Source organism: Helicobacter labacensis (assembly GCF_003660285.1).
Classification (GTDB): domain Bacteria; phylum Campylobacterota; class Campylobacteria; order Campylobacterales; family Helicobacteraceae; genus Helicobacter; species Helicobacter labacensis.
The window spans coordinates 1-19990 of sequence record NZ_QXQQ01000001.1; the positions used below are offsets into that span (position 1 = coordinate 1).

20 protein-coding genes are annotated in these 19990 nt (G+C 47.2%); 3 read left to right on the plus strand and 17 right to left on the minus strand.

All coding sequences use genetic code 11. The features are described from left to right. Positions 1–310: 310 nt before the first annotated feature. The 3 genes from EAO33_RS00005 to EAO33_RS00015 are packed head-to-tail and all read right to left on the minus strand — an operon-like array spanning position 311 to position 2921. Complete coding sequence (locus EAO33_RS00005) at positions 311–1558, minus strand: hypothetical protein (RefSeq protein ID WP_120943702.1); 1248 nt, start codon at positions 1556–1558, stop codon at positions 311–313. A gap of 10 nt (positions 1559–1568) precedes the next feature. Next, a complete protein-coding gene (locus tag EAO33_RS00010; protein ID WP_162982143.1) occupies positions 1569–2480 on the minus strand; it encodes a hypothetical protein in 912 nt (303 codons plus the stop codon). Between the two features lie 39 nt (positions 2481–2519). Next, positions 2520–2921 (minus strand): hypothetical protein, encoded by a 402-nt coding sequence (locus tag EAO33_RS00015; protein ID WP_235852875.1) that lies wholly within the window; start codon positions 2919–2921, stop codon positions 2520–2522. Between the two features lie 253 nt (positions 2922–3174). Between EAO33_RS00015 and EAO33_RS00020 the strand changes: the two genes are divergently transcribed. The 3 genes from EAO33_RS00020 to queF are packed head-to-tail and all read left to right on the plus strand — an operon-like array spanning position 3175 to position 6691. Then, complete coding sequence (locus EAO33_RS00020) at positions 3175–3423, plus strand: RNA-binding S4 domain-containing protein (RefSeq protein WP_120943706.1); 249 nt, start codon at positions 3175–3177, stop codon at positions 3421–3423. Positions 3424–3444: 21 nt separating this feature from the next. Continuing rightward, positions 3445–6249 carry an isoleucine--tRNA ligase gene (ileS, locus tag EAO33_RS00025; RefSeq protein WP_120943708.1) on the plus strand — a complete coding sequence of 935 codons (2805 nt, stop codon included), beginning with the start codon at positions 3445–3447 and terminating at the stop codon, positions 6247–6249. Further along, positions 6242–6691, plus strand: coding sequence for a preQ(1) synthase (queF, locus tag EAO33_RS00030; protein WP_162982144.1), 450 nt, complete (start codon positions 6242–6244; stop codon positions 6689–6691). The genes ileS and queF overlap by 8 nt, the downstream gene beginning before the upstream one ends. Here the strand turns inward: queF and EAO33_RS00035 are convergent. The 14 genes from EAO33_RS00035 to EAO33_RS00100 all read right to left on the minus strand — a co-directional run bounded on the left by EAO33_RS00035 (position 6676) and on the right by EAO33_RS00100 (position 19990). Next, positions 6676–7809 carry a potassium channel family protein gene (locus tag EAO33_RS00035; protein WP_120943711.1) on the minus strand — a complete coding sequence of 378 codons (1134 nt, stop codon included), beginning with the start codon at positions 7807–7809 and terminating at the stop codon, positions 6676–6678. The two genes, queF and EAO33_RS00035, sit on opposite strands and share 16 nt — an antisense overlap. Positions 7810–7821: 12 nt before the next feature. Then, positions 7822–8010 (minus strand): 50S ribosomal protein L28, encoded by a 189-nt coding sequence (gene rpmB / locus EAO33_RS00040; RefSeq protein WP_120943713.1) that lies wholly within the window; start codon positions 8008–8010, stop codon positions 7822–7824. 60 nt (positions 8011–8070) lie between these two features. Then, positions 8071–9114: a cytochrome-c peroxidase gene (locus tag EAO33_RS00045; RefSeq protein WP_120944107.1), complete on the minus strand. Its 1044-nt coding sequence runs from the start codon at positions 9112–9114 to the stop codon at positions 8071–8073. Between the two features lie 181 nt (positions 9115–9295). Continuing rightward, on the minus strand, positions 9296–10291 hold the full coding sequence (locus EAO33_RS00050) for a type II asparaginase (protein ID WP_235852961.1): 996 nt from the start codon (positions 10289–10291) through the stop codon (positions 9296–9298). 151 nt (positions 10292–10442) lie between these two features. Then, on the minus strand, positions 10443–11231 hold the full coding sequence (locus EAO33_RS00055; protein WP_120943717.1) for a tetratricopeptide repeat protein: 789 nt from the start codon (positions 11229–11231) through the stop codon (positions 10443–10445). Continuing rightward, entirely contained in the window at positions 11195–12151 is a 957-nt protein-coding gene (locus EAO33_RS00060) for a Gfo/Idh/MocA family protein (protein WP_120943720.1), read from the minus strand. The genes EAO33_RS00055 and EAO33_RS00060 overlap by 37 nt, the downstream gene beginning before the upstream one ends. Positions 12152–12231: 80 nt before the next feature. Further along, positions 12232–14850 (minus strand): TonB-dependent receptor domain-containing protein, encoded by a 2619-nt coding sequence (locus EAO33_RS00065; RefSeq protein ID WP_120943724.1) that lies wholly within the window; start codon positions 14848–14850, stop codon positions 12232–12234. Between the two features lie 113 nt (positions 14851–14963). After that, positions 14964–15608 carry a beta/alpha barrel domain-containing protein gene (locus EAO33_RS00070; RefSeq protein ID WP_120943727.1) on the minus strand — a complete coding sequence of 215 codons (645 nt, stop codon included), beginning with the start codon at positions 15606–15608 and terminating at the stop codon, positions 14964–14966. Next, the gene (locus EAO33_RS00075; protein ID WP_120943731.1) at positions 15599–16888 is read right to left on the minus strand and encodes a tetratricopeptide repeat protein; all 1290 of its coding nucleotides are present in this window, start codon (positions 16886–16888) and stop codon (positions 15599–15601) included. The genes EAO33_RS00070 and EAO33_RS00075 overlap by 10 nt, the downstream gene beginning before the upstream one ends. A 45-nt stretch (positions 16889–16933) precedes the next feature. Beyond that, entirely contained in the window at positions 16934–17293 is a 360-nt protein-coding gene (locus EAO33_RS00080; protein WP_120943734.1) for a YkgJ family cysteine cluster protein, read from the minus strand. Next, a complete protein-coding gene (locus EAO33_RS00085) occupies positions 17268–17840 on the minus strand; it encodes a hypothetical protein (RefSeq protein WP_120943737.1) in 573 nt (190 codons plus the stop codon). Before EAO33_RS00085 ends, EAO33_RS00080 begins: the two co-directional genes overlap by 26 nt. Next, the gene (locus EAO33_RS00090; RefSeq protein WP_120944111.1) at positions 17837–18364 is read right to left on the minus strand and encodes a hypothetical protein; all 528 of its coding nucleotides are present in this window, start codon (positions 18362–18364) and stop codon (positions 17837–17839) included. Before EAO33_RS00090 ends, EAO33_RS00085 begins: the two co-directional genes overlap by 4 nt. Then, positions 18354–19367, minus strand: coding sequence for a hypothetical protein (locus tag EAO33_RS00095; RefSeq protein WP_120943740.1), 1014 nt, complete (start codon positions 19365–19367; stop codon positions 18354–18356). Before EAO33_RS00095 ends, EAO33_RS00090 begins: the two co-directional genes overlap by 11 nt. Next, positions 19367–19990: a lysophospholipid acyltransferase family protein gene (locus EAO33_RS00100; RefSeq protein ID WP_120943743.1), complete on the minus strand. Its 624-nt coding sequence runs from the start codon at positions 19988–19990 to the stop codon at positions 19367–19369. Before EAO33_RS00100 ends, EAO33_RS00095 begins: the two co-directional genes overlap by 1 nt.

Below are 19990 nucleotides of genomic sequence, written 5' to 3' on the forward strand. Positions count from 1 at the left end.
TGCCACTAGGCGAATTTGAGGTCTTAGTGGTGGCTAAGTTTAGGGGGTAGATGAAAAAACTCAAAAGAGGTGCCCTGCACTTTGGACACTTAAGGGGTGGATAGCTCATTCTAGCCACTAAAAAACCAGCGCAAAGACACCTTAGTAAATAATCTCCACCCGCATGTGGGTCTGTGAGTCTTGTGGGAATTGCAACTAGCCTTGCAGACTATAAATGGTTTCTAAGAGGGTTTTAGTGCTATGGAGGTAGATGTAAAGATTAGGGTATTTGAGGGAATATAGGCATGATCTGTATAATTGCCCTTGGCATCTAGGGCATAGAAGCTTTAATTGGATGCAACATATTCCAAAGGTTGTTATTGCGCAGGCTCTCAAAGAAAGTTTGCAAAGAAATAGGGTGTTGGCTTTGGGGGTCGTCCCTACTTTGGCGGTAAAAAATTTGGGTGCGTAGTATTGATGCGTCATAATCCAAATTATAACAACTCCCCCTACAGGTAAGCACTTCTTGGCTATATTGGTGCAAATAAAACCAATGATTAACCAGCTTGAAAGTGAAATAATCCCTATAAGCACGATCACCCGGCTTTAAACGACCGCTCACACGGAGAGTAAAAAAAGCCCCTTTAATGAAAAGTTGCATGCCCACATCAAAGCCCTTTCTATCCGTGCAAAACCCGCGCTCTAGGTGTTTAGCATGCAAAATCCCCATGCAGGTGTAATAATGCGAGCTTCCATAGTTAAAAGCCGCAAAGATAAAGGTGTAAGTCTCTTGGTGGTGTGTCATGGTTTGCATGTTGGCTGTGAATTTCTTGGTGTGCTTGCCCTTTAAATAAGTGGCTAACCATTGTTGCACCCTGTCATGGGCTTTTTTAAGCTCTGGCTTGAGCCATCTGCCTCTTTGATCGATCAAATTATCCTGTGCTACCTGCCCCATGAAAGTATCAGAGTAACCATTATCAGTAGGGTCTTCATTGGCTAATGCCTCTTGGTCTTTACTCACAAAAATGAGTTTGTAGTATTTAGAGGCATCAGGGTAGAAAAATTGCGCAAAAATGGGCGTGTATGTCGGGTTGTTGAAAAGTAGGCGTGTGATCTCTTGAAAAGCACGGGTGTAATTCTCCTCCATGCATCTAATCTCTTCAAAAAGGGGCATGGTGTGTGGATTGGTGCCCTCTTTTTCTGCCAAGCTGTATTGCTCATGCATAATAGCACTGCACTCCTTACCCTCCTTATAAATGTATTTTAAAGAGATTTGGCGCACCTTTTGGCGATCCTCTGGGCGCACGCGTGCACGCACATAGTGGTAATAATCTGCATAAAAGCGATGGAGCATGGTTAGGGCAATGTTGCTAAACTCTGTCATGCCTACATCAGAAACATCACAAATCACCTGATCGTGCAGGGCTTGATCTTTAGCTTTATAGCGATCACAAAACCATTCAGGGTAGGCGGTTTCAAAATTAGACCATCTGCCATCACCCAGCCAAGATACCTCTTGCTCAAAACTAAAGGCATGGGCGATTTGCAAACACAATAATAAAATGACAACCCAACGCATAAAACCCCCTTTAATCAGTGCTATCTAAACAATACCCTGCCGTGTATAGATCATTATTGTCGCACACTTTGTGCAAGGCTTTGAGATTAAGATGCTTACATTTTTGACTCCTAAAACACGCGCTTCTTAGTTTATACAAGAGTGCACCCTTGCCAAAAAAATCCGTGTCATCTCCTCCTACATAATCATCTAGCCCCTCCTTGCCCCAAAAATATAAAAAATCTTGCATAGAGATTCTAAATTTGCCCTGTGGATCGTCCCTAGGTTGGCTGTAATAAAGATGGCTACCCAGCAATTTCATCAGATCGCCTCCCAAATAGTAGAGATAAGTTAGACCCGGATCCGGACATCCATGCGCATTATCTGGATCGTGGCAAGAAAAAACTTGTTTGCTATAAGTGCGTAGATAAAAACGCCCCCGCAACATTTCAAAGGCATATTGGTCGGCGGAGTAATGATCATCGAATCCAACCTCTTGGTATTGTTTTGAGATCACCAAGAGATTATTTTTAACCTCAATGTCTAGGGGCGTGTCGGTGCAAAACCCCTTAGATAATTGCCCCTTATGCAAAATGCCCATGCATGTGTGCAAAGCATCATCGGGATGAGCCCCTATAGGTATAATACAACCTTGATAAAAGATCAGGGTGTAGGCTTTAGACTTGTCGGGTTTGCCTTTGGTTAATGTGCGGGCATCTTCTTGATCATAGATCGTTTCGCTCCACTGCTCGCTAGCATCATTGTGGATACATGACTCCCCTTTTAATATCACATCCGCATTCTGCTTCCAATAGTCATCCACCCATTTTTTCACCACCGCTTGCGCCTCTTTGAGTTCTAAGGCGTGCAGGCTGTGCCAAGAAAGGCACAAACTAAGAATTAAAAATAACGCCCTTGTAAAAATTGCTCGTGTATTTTTCATGGGTTCTAGCATAGTTTGGGTTTTTAAGCCCAGAGTAAATTATTGGGGGGTTTTAGGGTGTTTGATGGCAAAATAAGCATTGATGTCCTCTTCAAAAAGGTCGGGGAAAAACTTGATGGGCTTGCCTTGCGCATAGAGCCAATAACCCCATTTATTCTCCATTTTGACTCTTTGTTTGGGTGTAACCAAATAATTATACTCCTCATCCACAACAATACAAGGGATATGATTAGCCTTGGCATAACGCCTAATTTCATACTGGTCATGATTGACATCATCAGCCATCACATAAAAAGCCTCCTCGCCCATTTCTTTTTTGGTTTGGGCAATCTCTGCATCGCTAAGATTAGCCGTGATAATGCATTTTTGGCAGTGAATCACAAAATCTTTAGCTTCCAGACACATAAAAGCGAACAAAATAAGCGCACATCTGACAAACACAACACGCCCTAACACGCTCCTAGCACTACTCCCCAAAAACATGACAGTTCTCCAGAAAACATCCACAAGCAAAGCGTAACCTCCAAAAGTTAATGCGTTCCACTCCAACCCCACGATAACACCTGTCTAAAGTATTATGTCGTATTTCGATTGTTATCTTTAGCCTCCATTGAGTGGATAAAAGCGCGCTGGAGGCAACAAAATCCCTTGACGATCTTAGCACAGATTTAGGCGTGTTGTGCTACAATAGCGCATGCGTATTGACAAATTTTTAAACGCGACCAATATCACAAAAAGACGCGCGATCGCGCTGGACATGCTTAAAGAGGGCGTGGTGTTTTTAAATGGCGTGAAGATCAAGCCCAGTAAAGAGGTCAAGGTGGGCGATGTGTTAGCCATTAGCTATTTAGATCGCACTAAGTCTTACCGCGTGCTAGCGATCCCCACACTCAAAACCATCCCTAAAGCTCAAAGCCACTTGTATGTGGAAGAGTTGCCATAATCCCAACACAAAGGTTTTTTTATGCAAGATTATAAAGATAGTCTGATTCTCCCCCAAACTTCCTTTCCGATGAAAGCCAACGCTATCGCCAACGCCCCCAAGCTCTACGCACGCTGGCGCGAACAAGAAGTCTATACACACATGCTAGCCCAGCGCCAAAGCGCGCCCCAAAGCTTCATCTTACACGATGGTCCCCCCTATGCCAACGGGCATTTGCATATCGGGCACGCACTCAATAAAATCCTAAAAGATGTCATTGTCAAGCACCAATACTTTTTGGGCAAGAAGGTGGATTATGTCCCCGGATGGGATTGCCATGGTCTGCCTATAGAACAACAGGTAGAAAAGGATTTTAAAGCCGCACAACACAAGTTGCCCCCTGAACAACGCCACTCTCTAAATGCCCTAGAATTTCGCGATCGTTGCTACCAACACGCCCAAAAGTTCATTGATGTGCAACGCGAGGAGTTTTTGCGCTTAGGGGTGGTGGGGGATTATGAAAAACCCTATGAAACCTACAGATATGAATTTGAAGCTAGTATTTATGAAATGCTTTGCATCGCTGCCAAAAAGGGTTTGCTCAAACAACGCTTTAAACCCGTCTATTGGAGTTGGGCGTGCCAGAGCGCGCTAGCCGAAGCGGAGGTAGAATACAAAGACAAGCAGTCCGATTCGATCTTTGTGAGTTTTCCCCTCCAGCCCCAAAGCGCACAAAAGCTCGCACAGCAGGCGCATTTTAGCACGCAAGAGAGCCCTAAGGAATTTGCCCTTGTGATCTGGACAACCACCCCTTGGACACTAGCGGCTAATGTGGGCATCGCGCTCAAACCCAAAACCACCTACGCGATCACCTCCAAGGGGCATATTGCCGCGCTGGATTTAGCCCAAAAATTACTCAACCAAGGCATCTTAAGCGGGGAAATCATCGGGAGTTTTGAGAGTGAATTATTAGACAGAACACTGAGCACCAACCCTTTAAACCAGCGCGATTCGGTGGTTTTACTAGGCGATCATGTCAGTTTAGAAGAGGGAAGTGGCGCGGTGCACACCGCCCCCGGGCACGGGGAAGAGGACTATCGTTTGTGCCTGCAATATGGCTTGGAGGTCTTGGTGCCTGTAGATGATTACGGGCGCTACAACGAGGAAATCTTACAAAAAAAACTATTGCCCCAAGAGTTTTTGGGTCAGCATGTGCTTAAAATCCAACCCCAGATCATCGAGCTACTAGGCGATCATGTGTTGCACCACAGCACTATCACGCACTCCTACCCGCATTGTTGGCGCACCCATGAGCCCATCTTATACCGCGCCACCACGCAGTGGTTTATCATGATGGATACGCCCTTTAAGCAAGAGGATGGGAGTGAAAAAACCTTACGCCAAGTGGCTTTAGAAGCCATTGAAGATGTCGCCTTTTACCCCAAACAAGGCAAAAATCGTCTTAAAACCATGCTAGAGCAACGCCCAGATTGGTGTGTTTCTAGGCAGCGCAATTGGGGCGTGCCCATGGCTTTCTTCCTAGATAAGCGCACCCAAGAACCCTTGCTAGAAGAAGAGGTGTTAAAGCACATCTACAACATTTTCAAAGAGAAGGGCTGTAACGCATGGTGGGAGCAAAGCGTGGAGGAGCTCTTGCCACCCGCGTTCAAACACCTAGCCCCTAATTTAGAAAAAAACACCCACATTTTAGATGTGTGGTTTGATAGCGGGAGCACCTTTAAGGCGGTGTGTGAGGAGCGCTTAGGGGTTTACCCCAGCGATTTAGTGTTAGAGGGGAGCGACCAACACCGCGGGTGGTTCCAAAGCTCTTTACTTCTAAGTTGCATCAAGCACTCGCGCGCGCCCTTTAAAGGGGTGCTTACCCATGGCTTTACCGTGGATTCTAAGGGGCATAAGATGAGCAAGTCTAAGGGCAATGTCTTTTCCCTCAATGATGTATTGGGCACTTATGGGAGCGACATTTTGCGCCTATGGGTGGTGATGAACGACTACCAAGACAATTTGAGCGTTTCCCATGAGTTTTTCGCCCAAACAGCGGAAGGCTACAAAAAAGTGCGTAACACCTTGCGCTTTTTGCTGGCTAACACCGCTGGACTAAAAAGCCTCACCCCCTTGCCAGAATTGGGCTTGATCGATTCGTGGATTTTAGCCCTAAGCTCTAAGGTCTTTATGCAGGTGCAAGAGCATTTCAAGCAATTTGATTTTGTGAAGGGTTTGCAAAAATTATTCACCTTCATCGCTAACGACTTAAGCGGCATTTACATGGACATCTGCAAGGACAGCTTGTATTGCGACGATCAAAATAACCCCGCTAGGCGCGCGATCCAAACCACCATGCTTTATCTAGCCCACCATTTGAGCTTTGCGCTTGCCCCCGTTCTCACCTACACCATTGAGGAGGTGCTAGAACACGCTAGCGATCTCTTTAAAGAGGTGGCTTTGGCTGGGGAGGGAGTCTTTGATCTAAAAATGCCCGTTTTATTTGAGGGGGCACAGGGAGTGTTAAACCAGTTTGAGCGTCCCTTGGAATTGCGCGCGCGTTTTAGTGAAGGCTTGGACGCGCTCAAGAAAAGCAAGCAAGTCAAAACCTCTCTAGAGGTGCAAATCCACTTCAAAGATCCCAAGGATATGGAATTTCCCCATTATGCGGAGTGGTTGATGGTCAGTTGCGCTAGCGCATGGGAGGGGAGTGCTAAAGAGGTGCTATTGGACACTCCCGAGTTCGTGTTAACCAAAGCCTCTTTAGAGAAATGTCCGCGCTGTTGGCGTTTTTTAGCCTCCCATGGTAGCCTGTGTGGGCGTTGCCAAGAAGTCTTGCATGCCTAATTCCCTTAGCCACTTGGGGGGTAAGACCAGCTACGCACAACACTACAGCCCCCACCTGCTAGAGGCTTTTGACAACCCCCACCCCGGGCAGGACATTTTTACCTGCCTAGAAAGTCAAGAGTTCACCAGCCTATGCCCCATCACTGCCCAACCCGATTTTGCGCGCGTGCGTATCGCCTATATCGCGCATTTGAAAATGCTAGAGAGCAAATCGCTCAAGCTCTACTTATTTAGTTTCCGCAATGAGGGGATTTTTGGGGAGGATTGTGTGGGTAAAATTCTAAACGATCTAGTCGCGCTTTTAGCCCCTAAATACCTAGAAGTGCAGGCGTATTTTAGCGCGCGCGGAGGGATCACCATCACCCCCTTTGCCAACTACGCCACACAAGATTACCAACACTTCAAGCAAGAACGCTTGTTGCGCGCCTACAGCGCTACATAATCCACTTCTCTGGGGCGTTGGTGTTGCAACACCAAGTTTTTGGATTTAGCCACCCCCTCAGAAGTCCCAATCACCAACAACTTCGCCTCGCTCGCCACGATGGTATCCCCCTCGGGCATGGGGATGTAACGCCCGTCTTTTTGGATAATCCCGATCACAAAGACTTTAGTAATCTCTCTAAAATGCGCTTCTTTGAGTTTGCGTTGCACCAGCCAACTTTCTTTAGGCACGATCACTTCCTCTAAGTCTAGCAAGGTGTCTTTCTTGTAAATGAATCGTTCTAAAATATTTTCCATATCGGGGCGAATCGCCATCGCGCTCACCCGTTGCGCCATCAATTTTGTGGGTGAAACCACACTATCCGCGCCTAGCTTCTTGAGCTTTTCTAAATCCTCATCATTGTGCGCGCTGGAAATGATGTAATAGGGTTTACGCCCTAATTCTTTTTCTAGTAAGCGCACATTGGCGATCAAAGAGATGTTCACGGAAAAGGTTTTAGAAAAGGTAACCACCCCCTTAGCGCTACTTAAATTGGTTTTGAGCATGCTCAAATTGGTGTGTGGGTCGCCCACGATGTGGTAGGGGTATTTGTATTTGATGGCTTCTTCTTCAAATTCAGGGTTATCGTCCACCACCACAAAGGGGATTTGCGCGCTTCTAAATTGCTTGGCAAGTTCTATGGTGTATTCATTGTGGTAGCAGATCACATAGTGGTTTTTCAAACGCGCGATCTTGTAAATCATCTTTTTCTCCCTAATGAGTTTGGCTAAAACCCCCTTATTGATGATCCCAATCAACACGGCGACCGTGAAAGTCATCAAAGCTTCCCCACAAAACATGATCAGCACGCTTAAGAAGATGCTCCATGTCCCAAACTTGCTTTCATCCAAGGCTCCAAACCCGGTCGCCGTGAAAGTGTAGGAAGTTTGAAAGAAAGCCTGCATTAAAGAGTAATTCTCTAAGCCTAAATAGCCCAAAGTGCCTAAGAGAATGAAGAGCTGGATTAGCACCAGCGGTGGGGCAAAGAGCTTAAGATGGGCGTAAAGCTCCGCGTTGATCTGGTGCGCGGGGTCGTCTTTAGGGGATTTCTTCTTGAATAGCGGCTTAAAATTAAACATCGTCCTTACGGACTAGTGGCTTTTACGCATGGTCCTTAAAGTGGAAGCTGCCACACGGATTTTTTGTTTCGTGCCGTCTTCTAAGGTGATGCGAATCGTGCGCAAATTGGGGAGCAAACGCCTTTTGCTCTTGTTGTTTGCATGACTGACATGGTTGCCTACCATGGGTCCCTTAAGGGTTACATCACATCTACGAGCCATAAACTCTCCTTTAGATTAAAAGCGCACATTATAACCTAATGCGCGCGTCTTTGTGCTTAATTAGGATTTTGCCGGGGTGCTTTTAGCTGGAGCGGGAGTGCTCTTAGCTGGTGCTTTTGCCGGGGTGCTTTTAGCTGGCATATCCTTTTCCATGATCCCCTGTGGTTTAGGGGTGCTGTCTGTAATGGTGGGTAGGTGGGGGTAAGTGATAGTGGGTTTTTTACCCGTAAGCGCGCCAAAGAAAGTAGCGATCTTGGCAGCGTCCGCATCGCTGATATGGATTCCTAGTTGCACCGCGCCCATCGCCTTGATCGCGTCTTTAATATCCCAATACTGCCCGTTGTGGAAATAGGGCATGGTTTCTAAGATATTACGCAAGGTGGGCACTTTGATGAGTCCATCTTTATTCCCCTTGAAATCCCCCACATTGGCAAACTCATAAGGGGCAGCCACTTGGAAAGGTTGCATTGTCCCGCCCAAATTGATCCCATTGTGGCATCCTGTGCACCCTTTTTCCAAAAAGAGGGCAAGACCTTCTTGTTCCTTGAGACTCAACGCCTTGACATTGCCCCGCAAGAAGTCATCAAAGCGGTTAGGGGTGTTAAGAGTGGCTTCAAACATGGCAATGGTATCGGCGATGAGGTTGAGATCGATCTTGATATGATTCCCATAAGCGCGCTTAAAAGCCTTGACATACTCAGGCATGGAATTGATCTTAGCCTCCACGACTTTGGGATCGGCGTTCATCTCCACTGGATTGGTGATGGGACCTTTGGCTTGTTCATCTAGATGTGCGGCACGCCCGTCCCAAAACTGCACGGCATTAAAAACGGAATTATAAACCGTAGGAGAATTTAAAAAATGCGGGTTGGGTTTCCACCCCTCACCCACCGCGCGCGAAACCATATCCACCCCAGCCAGCCCCAAATTATGGCATGTGTTGCAGGAGATGAGATAAGAAGTGGAGATTCTAGGGTCTAAAAACAGCATCTTCCCTAATTCCACTTGGGCTTTTGTGAGCACTGCTCCCTTGTAAGAAATCCCCAAGTTATGCACCTTATCCTTGAGGTATTTGTCCAAAGCCTTGCCTGTTGGCATGGGCATCAAATTAGCCTGTAGGGCTTTTTTGATCAAGTCCTGTGGGTTGATGGGCTTGGGCTTGCCAGCTTGCAAGGACGCGCACAAACCCAAGGATAATAAAGAAACTTTTAACAAACGCTCCACAAACACGAATAACCCCTTACTAAAAAAGTCCCTAGAAGTATACGCCAAAAATCCTAATGGTTCAATGTGTGTCGAAGTAATGCTGGATTTGTTGGCGGTTGGCATGTTGGCTCAAGGCTAGCATCAACAATACTCTAGCCTTTTGGGGATTGAGATTGTCTCCACTCACAAAGCCATATTGCGCATCATCAATCTCCCCGGGATTAGTGATAAACCCGCTCCCCACACGAGAGGAGCGCACCACCACCACACCTCTTTTAGCCGCGTCAGCTAACGCGTCTAGCACGGCTGGGTAGAGATTCCCATTGCCTAATCCTGCGCTCACAATCCCCTTAGCCCCGTGTTTTAGCGCATTTTGCACAAAGTCTGCACTATCGTTGGCATGGCTATAGAGAATATCCACGCGGGGCAAATCGTGGATTTCAGCGATGTCAAACGCGCTTTCCAATGTGTGCTTGCGCAAGGGTTGCATGTAAAAGCGCACATGCCCATAGAGGACTTGTCCTAAAGGACCGCTATTGGGCGACTTGAAAGTAGCCACGCTGGTCGTGTTAGTTTTACTCACCTCTCTGGCGGCATGGATATTCTCATCCATAAGCACCAACACCCCCTTACCCCTAGCTTCTTGGCTACAAGCCAGCGCGATGGCGTTGTAGAGATTGAGCGGACCATCAGCACTTAGAGAATCCGCGTTACGCATCGCGCCCACCATCACGATGGGTTTATGGCTCTTGATCACCAAGTCTAAAAAGTAAGCACTCTCCTCCATCGTGTCCGTGCCATGCGTGATCACCACCCCATCTACGCCTTTTTCAGAGAGTAAAGTCTGCACGCGCCTAGCCAGTTTAAGCCAAATGGTGTTATTCATCTCTTGAGAGCCGATATTGCTCACTTGTTCGGCTTTGAGATGGGCTAATTCTTTAGCCTGTGGAATCGCCCCAATGAGGCTATCTACGCCCAACGAGCCTGACTTATAAGCACTACTGAGCGCGCTTGCAGAACTCCCCGCAATCGTGCCCCCTGTGGCTAAAATGTAAATATTGGGCTTGGCACACATCAAGCACCCCCCTAACGATATTAAGATCAAAAATCTACACAAAGAACCTAGCATGGGGCACACTCTAATACAAGAAGACTAACCAAGCACCAATCCCCTAAAAAGAGTGTGAGAAATACCAATGGGCTAGATCAAAACAAGATAAAAACCTTTAAAAACGCACAGATCCCCACTCCACTTTGAGCATATCACAAGCCCCTTTAAAGCCTAGTGTGCAAGCCTTGAGGAAATACTTCTTAGCTTTTTTGCGATCTTTGGACACGCCTTGAGCAGTCCAATAAATCACCCCTAAGCTATGACAAGCATAAGGATCGCCTAGTTTTGCGCCCCGTTTGTAATATTTGATCGCTTGGTGCATGTCTTTGTGCACCCCTAATAAACCCCGCTCATAAATCCAGCCCAAAGTGTGGTAAGCCTGCATATCCCCCATTTTACCCGCTTGTTGGTAGTCCAAGAGGGCTTGCTTAGGGTTAGTGCTCTCTTCTAGTAGCCCACGAGCCAAATAAGCGCGTGCGATCCCCATTTGTGCCATCTTGTTTAAATAAGCCATAATCTTTGGGCGATCATTAGTATAACCGGCTTGGAGCAAGCCTTCTAAATAGGTGGGTGCTTGGCTCTCAGAGGGGCGTGCCACCAGCGCGCAAGCCTGCTTAGAGCCTAACTTGCACGCTTTTCTAAAAGAAACAACGGCTTTTGTGATGTCTTTGGGCGCGCGCTCCCAGTAAAAAAAGCCCAAATTTTCATACGCCCGTGCGCTACCCAACTCCCCAGCCCTTTGGTAGTCTGCAATGGCTTGTTGGAAGTCTTGGGCATAACGCGCTTTGTTAGCACTCTTTAAATACGCCTGCTTAGCGCACCCACCCAATAACAACGCCCCCAACACTAAAACCCACCCCTGCGCGATTAGGGTGCTGGCGAATCGCTTAGGGCTTTGTGGCATAGAGGGTGGCACTCTTCGTCTAAATCGCTAACCGGCATACACCTAATGGCATTGACGAGCGCAACAGCCGGGCGCGCGCTCTCAATGCCTATCCCCTCCCCTTCTAAAATCTGTTTGTAGCTCTGGGTGTGCAGATCGTCAAAGCCATCGCTAAAGTCAATTTCATTGCCCTCTAGCACTAAGGATCGATAAGCGTTGTCGCGGTGCACGCCTAAATGTTCGGGATTGATAGAGAGAAACCACGAAATCTTGGCGTGTTCTAGGCTCAACACCCCGCCCATGCAATCATTTTGGTGCACATGCACCACATTTTCTACCACGCCCCCAAAAATATCTAGCAAAATGTCAAAGAAGTGGATTCCAATATTGGTCGCCAGCCCCCCACTCTTGTTTTCATCGCCTTTCCAAGAGTTGAGATACCATTTCCCGCGCAAGATCAAATAGGTCAAGGACACCTCATAAATCTTGTCCGGGATTTTGAGTAATTCGGCGCGCACATCCTCTTTTAGTTGGATGATATTGGGGTGCAGGCGTAATTGTAAAATATTGAAAACCCGCCTATTGTATTTTTTTTCCAACGCGGCGATCTCATCAATTTCGCTAGGGTCTAGCACAAGGGGTTTTTCGCAGATCACATGCGCGCCATGCGAGAGGGCAAATTCTATGTGCTCAAAATGCAGGTAGTTAGGGCTACAAATTGCCATGTAGTCCAAATATTTCTCTTGCTCCTTGCAATCTTGCAGGTATTGGTGCAAGTCTTCTAGATCGTTGAAAAATTCACAATCTAGCCCATACTGATCCAAAATGCGCACGCTATCATGGACATCCATCGCGCAATCTAATACATGCCCTAATTCTTGAATCGCCTGTAAATGTTTGGGGGCGATAAACCCGCCCACCCCAATGACACCAAAAAGCATACAAACTCCTTAAAAAAATTTGGAGCGCATGGTAACAAAATTCCATTGAGGGGGTTCTTTAGCGGGCGGGTTTCCCCGCATTAAAATTGGTAAGAAACCTCAAAACGGGCGTTAAACCCGGGTTCGGGCAAAGCCATGCGGATATGCCCGGCTGTGGCGATCATATCTTCATGGGGCGCGTCTGCGCTAGCCTGCCACACCGAAGTTTGGTTAACATACTGCTTGTTGAAGATATTATTGAAAACCGCGCTCAAGAGCAAACCCTTCATGCGTCCAGACGGAGGCGACCAGTTGACAAAGATACTACTCACTCCATAGCCGGGCTTGTGGATATTCATCAAACCATAGCCCGGGTAGTAGATACTATAGCCATTGTAAAACATATTTGTAACAAAACGGCTAAGCCATGTGAAGGTGAGTCCGGCTCTAGGGAAAGTGTAATCCCCCTTTAAGATCACCACATTCCCATAGGTGGCCGCTAGCGCGTAGGTGTCTGCTAGCAAGTAATACCCCTTGGGATACCCAGTGGGGTTAGCTGCTGTAGGCCAAGAGCGCGCAAAGGAGAAAGTGCCCGTGAAATTCTTGTATTTGACATTCCCGCTGATCTCATACCCAAAGATGGCGATGGTTTGGGGTAAATTGCCCGTCAAGTTCTTGGCTGTGGCGTTCCCACCCCCATTTTTGGAAGTGTCCTGCCCATAGGAGTTGACAAAGTTGTTAATGACCTGGTAGAAAGCCGCCCCGCGCACATTGAAATAGGGGTTGTTGTAGTCGATGTTAAATTCTACATTCTGCCCTATAGCTGGTTTCAAATTCTTTTGGTAGATCACGGAAGGATCGCGCATCAAAACCCCATCGCCGGGTAACGCGCCCTTAGTTACATAGGCATAACTGAGTTTCAAGCCCAACGCGTCAATGGGGTTATAAAGAATAGTCGCGCTGGGAGAAAACCCAGAAGTCATATGGGGCTGACCATCCTTATCTTGCAAGAGATAGATGTCATAGCGCGTCCCCGCTCCCACGATGAGATTTTTTAAGAAATTGTAGTTAGCCTGCATGTAGCCCCCGATGATATGCCCGATGGCATAGGAGTTTTGGGGCAACCCGCGGTAGATCGCATTGGGCGAGCTCATGTTTTGTTGGTATTCTGTGCCCGGGTCCACATAGTAGTGGCGATAGGGCAGACCCGGACCAGTGGGGTCATTAGGGTTAATATTGCCCTTGTAAAGCCCATTATTGCCCCTTGGCAGACCAGAGAACACGCTGAGATTTTGGTAAATCCCGCCGTATTCAAAGACATTGCCATAATCCTCGCTAATGGGGTGTTGCACCTTAACATTCACCCCAGAGTTGATCAAGAAAATATCGCGTTGCAGAGTGCCCTCTGCATCCGCGTTGCCCAAGGTCCAGCCATTTGTGCCACTGGTGGGGGGTGCCATGTGGTATTCGGGGTATTTGGGCACCATCTGAGTCCCCGTGCTATTATCTGTCATGCGATAACCCCCTGTGGATAGGGGTGTGATACTCCCTTTGGTGCATTCGCTAGGGTTTTGCGCGCACCATGTTTGCACATTGGCGATGTATTCTGGGTTGGTGGGTTCTACAGAGCTGAGTGCAAAGGGGTTATTGACGGGATTGTAATTCCCATTGCGGACACTCAAAAAAGCGGTAGAAGTGATACGGGGTTGATCGAAACTCTCCCCACCCTCATGGTTGAATTTGAAAGAGAGATTATTGTTAGAGTTGATCGTGTGGGCAAGTTCCTTGCCAAAGTCTATCACAAAGGGCGCAGGCTGGGTGCCCGGATCATTGGCTTTACTCATCGCGCTTGTGGTATTAGGGCGCAATAGACGCGTAGAATTGTAACGCGTCATGTTATAGCTCACCGCCAAGCTGTCCCTGTCGTTAAAATAGGTGTTGATCTTAAAGAGGACATTGTTCTCTTCGCTAGGGCTACCAATCACTTTATCGCTCGCAAAGGGGTCGCTAAGGTCGTAGGTGGGGTTAAAGAGATTTTTCATCAGGTTATTCCCATCGCGGTAATAAAAGATGTTTTGGTGGGTGAAATAGCCCAGTATATCCCACTTTTCAGCCCTATAAGCAGCAATGGTGTTAAAGCGCATCCCAAAATTAGTGTAAAAACTCACCGCAGCACTACCCCCATAATTTTGCCCTTTACGCAAGAAGTCATTAGCCCCGATGGTTTCCATCGCCATTTTCCCCGCGATCGCCCCGGGTCCTGCTGAGGCGTTGGCTGCCCCCTTGATGACTTCTATTTCCTTGAGCATGCCCGGGTCGATCACGGTGTTGGCATCATGGTGAAAAATATTCCCATTTTGGGCTGCCCCATCGATGGTAACCCTGAGTAGACGGCTTTCCATGCCCCTGACATAAATCTTTTGTGCCATCAAGCCTCCCCCGGCCACATTGATGTCAGCCCTAGTTCTAAAGAGATCGTTGACTTGGTTGCTCTGGCGCTGCTGGAGTTCTTTGCGCTCGATATACATCTTGTTGTTGTACTCAAAGGTGCGTTCGCCTAAAGTGGTAACCTTGCCTAGGGTATGGGTTTCTTGCTCGGCATAGAGGCTTGCAACTCCCACTAAACTCAAGGTCAGGAGGGCGCGTGCCAAAGAGGGGAGCGTGTTTGGTGTTTGATTCTTTCCTAAAAGCACACTAGGATTTTGATTAACTTGTTTCATTTATGAATCCTAACTTGTTTAGTAATATATTTTGATTGTATATAATAAAAGCTTAACTCTTATTGAATAAATAAATAATATATTACATCTGTGAAAAAAATAATCGCTGGGAGTTAGGGGTAAACCAGCGCGTCCACGCCGTAATGCTCCAAATCGTGCGCGTCAAAGTTTTTGAGAATGAGGAAGCGTTGGGGGGTGAGTTCTAAAAGGGTAGCAAAATCTTGGCTCAAATAAAGCGCGCTCGCCCTAGCCAAGACGCTCGCCTTCAAATCCGCCTTGCAACGCACTTCTATGATGTCTAATAGCCCTAGACGGCTTGCGTAGGCGCACATGTCCTTGAGCTGTGCGCCCAAGAGTTGTGCGTTTAAGAGCACCCCATCGCTCCCATGCACTAGGCTTTCTAAGAGTTGGTAGGGGGTTAAAAAATAATCTTGGTGGATGAGGGGTTTAGAGCTTAGACGGCGCACATAGCCTAGCAGGTCTAAACTCTCTAGGGGGGGTGTGGGGGTGTAAAGGGGGGTGAAATCCAGCAAGAGGGCGTTGGCTACACACTCCAAACGCTCTAGCAAAACTTCCAGTTCTAGACCCGCATTGAGGCGTACAATCTGCTGGGGATGATCTTGGGCGCGCCGTAAATCCTGAGCCTTGAGTCTGGGCACATAGGGGTTATAAGCTAGAGTGCGCCCCAAAACCTCTAGGGGGGTTAAAGCCTGTTTGTTCTCTAGATAGCGCTTTAGGGTGTCTAAATCTAGTGGCATTTGGCGATTGCATCGGCGTGCTCTTTGAGTTCGGGCTGGGCTTTGACTTCTTGAGAGTCGATCTTAGCAAAGACATCTTTAGCCTGCGTGCACTCGCCTAATTTGTAATACCCCCACGCTAGAGAATCCAAATAGAAAATAGAGTCGGGTTCTAACTCTAGGGCGGTTTTGACATAGGCGATGCCTTTTTTGATGTCTAAATTGTAATCGATGAGAGAATAGCCCAAGAAATTGTAAAAAAACGCGTCTTGGGGATTCATATCCCCCTTAGTGCGTTTGAGATTCTGGGTGCGCTCGGCGATGGCGCGTTCTAGTTTTTGGGTGATTTTCACCACTTCGGATTTCTTGGGGGTGTGCAGGGCGTTGAGATGCTCGTAGGTGTAAATAGCCTCTAGGGCTAAAAAGCTAGGGTCTTTTTTCTCATTGTAGATGAGGCTGGCTTGTTTGGCGGCTAGAGCGAATTTCTTTTGCGCGGTGTAGAGGTCTAAAAGCAAGCGGCGATCAAAGGGGAAATTCTCGGCAATCTTCTGGGCTTTGTCAAATTCTTTGAGCGCCACTAACACAGCGATGTAGAGTTGGGCATTTTGCACGATGGGATCTCTCTCATACAGAGCCCCAAAGACATCCTTAGCCCTGTCCAACTCATTGAGTTGCGAAAAAGTGTTGTAGGCGCGTTGGCACAGATCGGGCGAACAGCCATAATTTTTTAGATGCGAACTGAGCAAACTCACCGCCTCTTGGTGGCTATTTTGCATGAAATAGATGGTGATGAGTTTCTCTAGGCTATCTTCGCTATGGGTTTGGTTGTAAAAGCGGTTGAGTAGAGAAAACGCCTTGTCGTAGCGTTTCTGGCTCAAATACAAAGAACCTAGCACATCATCTAACATCAAGGACTTGTCTTCGCGCCGGATATTTTCCAAGAGCGCGATCGCCTTGTCAGTCTGCCCGGTTTGGATATAGCCATCTACTAAAATCTTATTGATAGAGACATCCTTTTTGTCCTTGGTGATTTTCCTATAGAGCATGGCTAGTTTCACGGCGGTGCCAATGTCGCCCAAACTTGCCGCAGAGATCGCCGCTTCTTTGGCATATAAAATGTTGTTTGTTTCCTTGTAGAGATGCAAATAGCCCCGCTTGGCGGTGGCAAAATCGCCCCGATGGAACGCATCGGAAGTGATGAGAATTTGTTGGTCTTCTGTTAAGTTTTGGGCAAAAAGCATGCTAGCAAGCGTCATGGTTAATAGCGCGCCTTTGCGCCTAAAAGAAGTCGTTTTTTTCATGTTGGCTCCTTTAGTAAAATATAGCATAAATCCTCCACATTTGATTTACTCAAGCACCACCCCCGGGCACTCTAACGCGCGCTCTTGAGGGGTTTTGTCATTGTGCCAAAAAGGGTAGGTGCGGCATTGTTTGGGACGCACGGGGTAGATTTGGCATCGTTGGCTTGGGATGTCTAAGAACACGCAGGCTTTTTGGCTATCTGCGCGCTCTAGCAAACTGTAGGCATGCCCTACACGCCTAAGATAGCGCCTCCCAAATTGATCGAGGGACATCTGCAAGAATGCCGCGATCTCTTGTATCTCCATGACACTCAAAAACACATAACCCGCGCCCTTGCAACAACGCGCCCCGCAAGAAGCGCAAGCCTTTGGGTCAAATTTAAAACTCTGTAACTCTGTATTCAATGTGAATCCTAAACTCTAAAGCCAAATCGTGCTTTTGTTTGGTGATACTGATGGGAAGTGCCACTTGGGCATAATTGCTGATATTGAGCATGTTTTTTAAAAAGGTATATAGATCGTCTAAAGAGTGGGCATGGGCTTTGATGTAGAAAATTTCGTGGATAATGTCGGCTTGGGAGTGTTTGTCCTCAGTGCCCGCTTGGATTTGCACTTGGGTGAAGTGTTGTTTGAGAAGCTGGTTGAGTGTGTTAATACTATCTTGGTAACTAGGGTGGGCGAGTTTGGACGCGATGGAGTGTTTGTAGGCTTGGTAGTTTGCAAAGGTTTCAAAAAAGGCTTTTTGCTTGTGCGCCATGATCATGAGTTTTTGCACTTCATCGCCATGTTGGGAGCGAAACTTCTCTAAATTGTCCCATACCAAAAAACGCACAGAGAGGATCGCCAAGAGGAAAAACATCAGAGTGAATAGGGAGTTTCTAACCAGCCTCTCAAAGGCTACGCTCTCGGTAAAGTGGCTTTCCTGTTTGCTCTCTTGGGCTTCTTTGCTCATTTGGGGTCCTTGTCGATGAAGGGTATGACAGAAGAATTATTGGACACAAACCTAAATGACCCATTCCCCATGGGGTAGAAGCTAACTTGGCTATTTTCAAAAATGGAATTGAGGCGCTGCTGTAAGGACAATTGGAACACTTCTTTAGAGGGCACGATCCCTTTAATGGTGAGGCTGGAATAATCAATGGTGATGGATTGGATCGTGATGGAATCTGGAATGATCTCCAAAATGCCCTTGATTGAATCCCTGACATTGAGAATGTAAACTTTCTTGTGATCCACTTCTTGGACTCTTTTTTCCAATTGCTTGTGTTTGCTGCGCACCCGTTGGCTCTCATGCCCATAGATATTGCTCTCCACTTGGGCGATCTCACTTCTGTGGTTGGCTACACGGCTTTCTTGGTTTAAAAAATGCGCCATCCACACGCTTAAACCCACCGCCAACACCATGTAAAATACCCACACCTTCGTGTGTGGGCTAACCATGTGTTTGGCGTGGGGTTTACTATAACTATAGCGCATCATCGTTCTGTTCTCTGCGGGCAAATAGACTCAATTGTTCCACGACAGAAATGGGGATACAAGACACTTCCAACATCAACTCATCTTGCAATTTCTCCAACATGCGCGATCCTACCTGGTAGGTGTTGAGGATATAGGCTTGCTCCACAAAGTCCTCTAGGGGATAAACAGGGTGCTTGTAAGCCTGCTTGAGGCTGTCTTGCAGAAGCCTGACAATTTCTCCAAGGGTGGCTTTTTCTTCTTCTAAGAGTTTGATCTCTTGGGCTGAAGAGGAGGGCGTGTTTTCACCCGGGATTTGCTCGTGCATTTGGGCGGTATCGCCCATGTGAGTCAAATTGGCTTCCATAGAACTCAATAGGGATTTTAAAAAGACTTCCTCTTGGGCATAGTCCTCTTGTTCCTCCTTAGTGTCCACACTCAAATGTTCGGGGATTTTTAGATTGTAGCATTGCGCGTAGCAAATCTTTTTGTGGTGCGTGATGAGCACACAGAGCCTAGAATACTCCAACATAGCATACAAGGTAGCGCATTCTTGTAAATTAGGGCGGATGCAGCCATACATGAGTAAGAAGGGCGAAAAAATATAGTCTGCCTTGAAGAGCGCGCTTTCAAAGAAGGCGATCTCCTCTTTGAGGGATTTCTTAGGGATGAAAAAGTAATGCTGATCTATTTCTAAAAACACCAACTCTTTCTTAGGCACGGGGGCATAGTGCTCCAAATGTTCCTTGGGGCACACCCCTTGATCCAAACTCTTAGCCATGCCACACAGATAAGAAAAGGGGTAGATTCGCGTGAAATTTCTAGCGTCCTTCAGGGCTTTAATGGGGATCACCCCATTTTTGAGCGCGTAGACTTTATTCACCACTTCTAAGGTTTTGCCCCGTTTGAGATGTTCCACCCGCCCCACTAAAATCTCATGATCCACATTGAAACAGATAAAGACATCAGAAAAGAACAATTCTTTAATGGTGTCATAGAACATCCCCTTAATCGCGCGCCACATCAGCCACACTCCTGCATGCGTGTCGCCACTAACGCCTTAGCCTGCTCTAAAGCCATGTCCTTAGGGATAAAGAAAGGTTCTTGCATGTAGTAGCGCACTTCTGAAAAGGGTTTAGGGAGCTGGAAGCGATCCCAAGTGTTAAAGGTGAAGGCGTTAGCAAAGATCACACGGCACACCACTACGCCCACCCCACTTTTTTGCGCTAAAGCCACCACACCATCGGCGATGCTATGATAAGGTCCCCTAGGACCATCTGGGGTTAACCCCACATCTGCTCCCGCCTTTAGGTGTTTGATCCCCTCCACAAGCACTCTCACCCCCCCTTTTTTGCTAGAACCTCGAATCGCATGGAAGCCAAAGCACTCATAGAGCCTTGCAGCTAAAGAGCCATCAAAATGTTGGCTGGCGATCACATAGAGATTGGGAGTTTTTTTAAGCCGTAGGTAAGCAAAGGGCAACATAGCGATCTCCCCATGCCAAAAACTGGCGATAAAAGAGGTGCGTTGCAGACTCTGCGCTAAAAAAAAGCGGTTTTTACAAGTCTTGAATAACAGCCACAACACCCAATACAATAGCACGGGCAAGGCTTTTAGCACCACTCCATTACGCAAGCGTTTTAACAC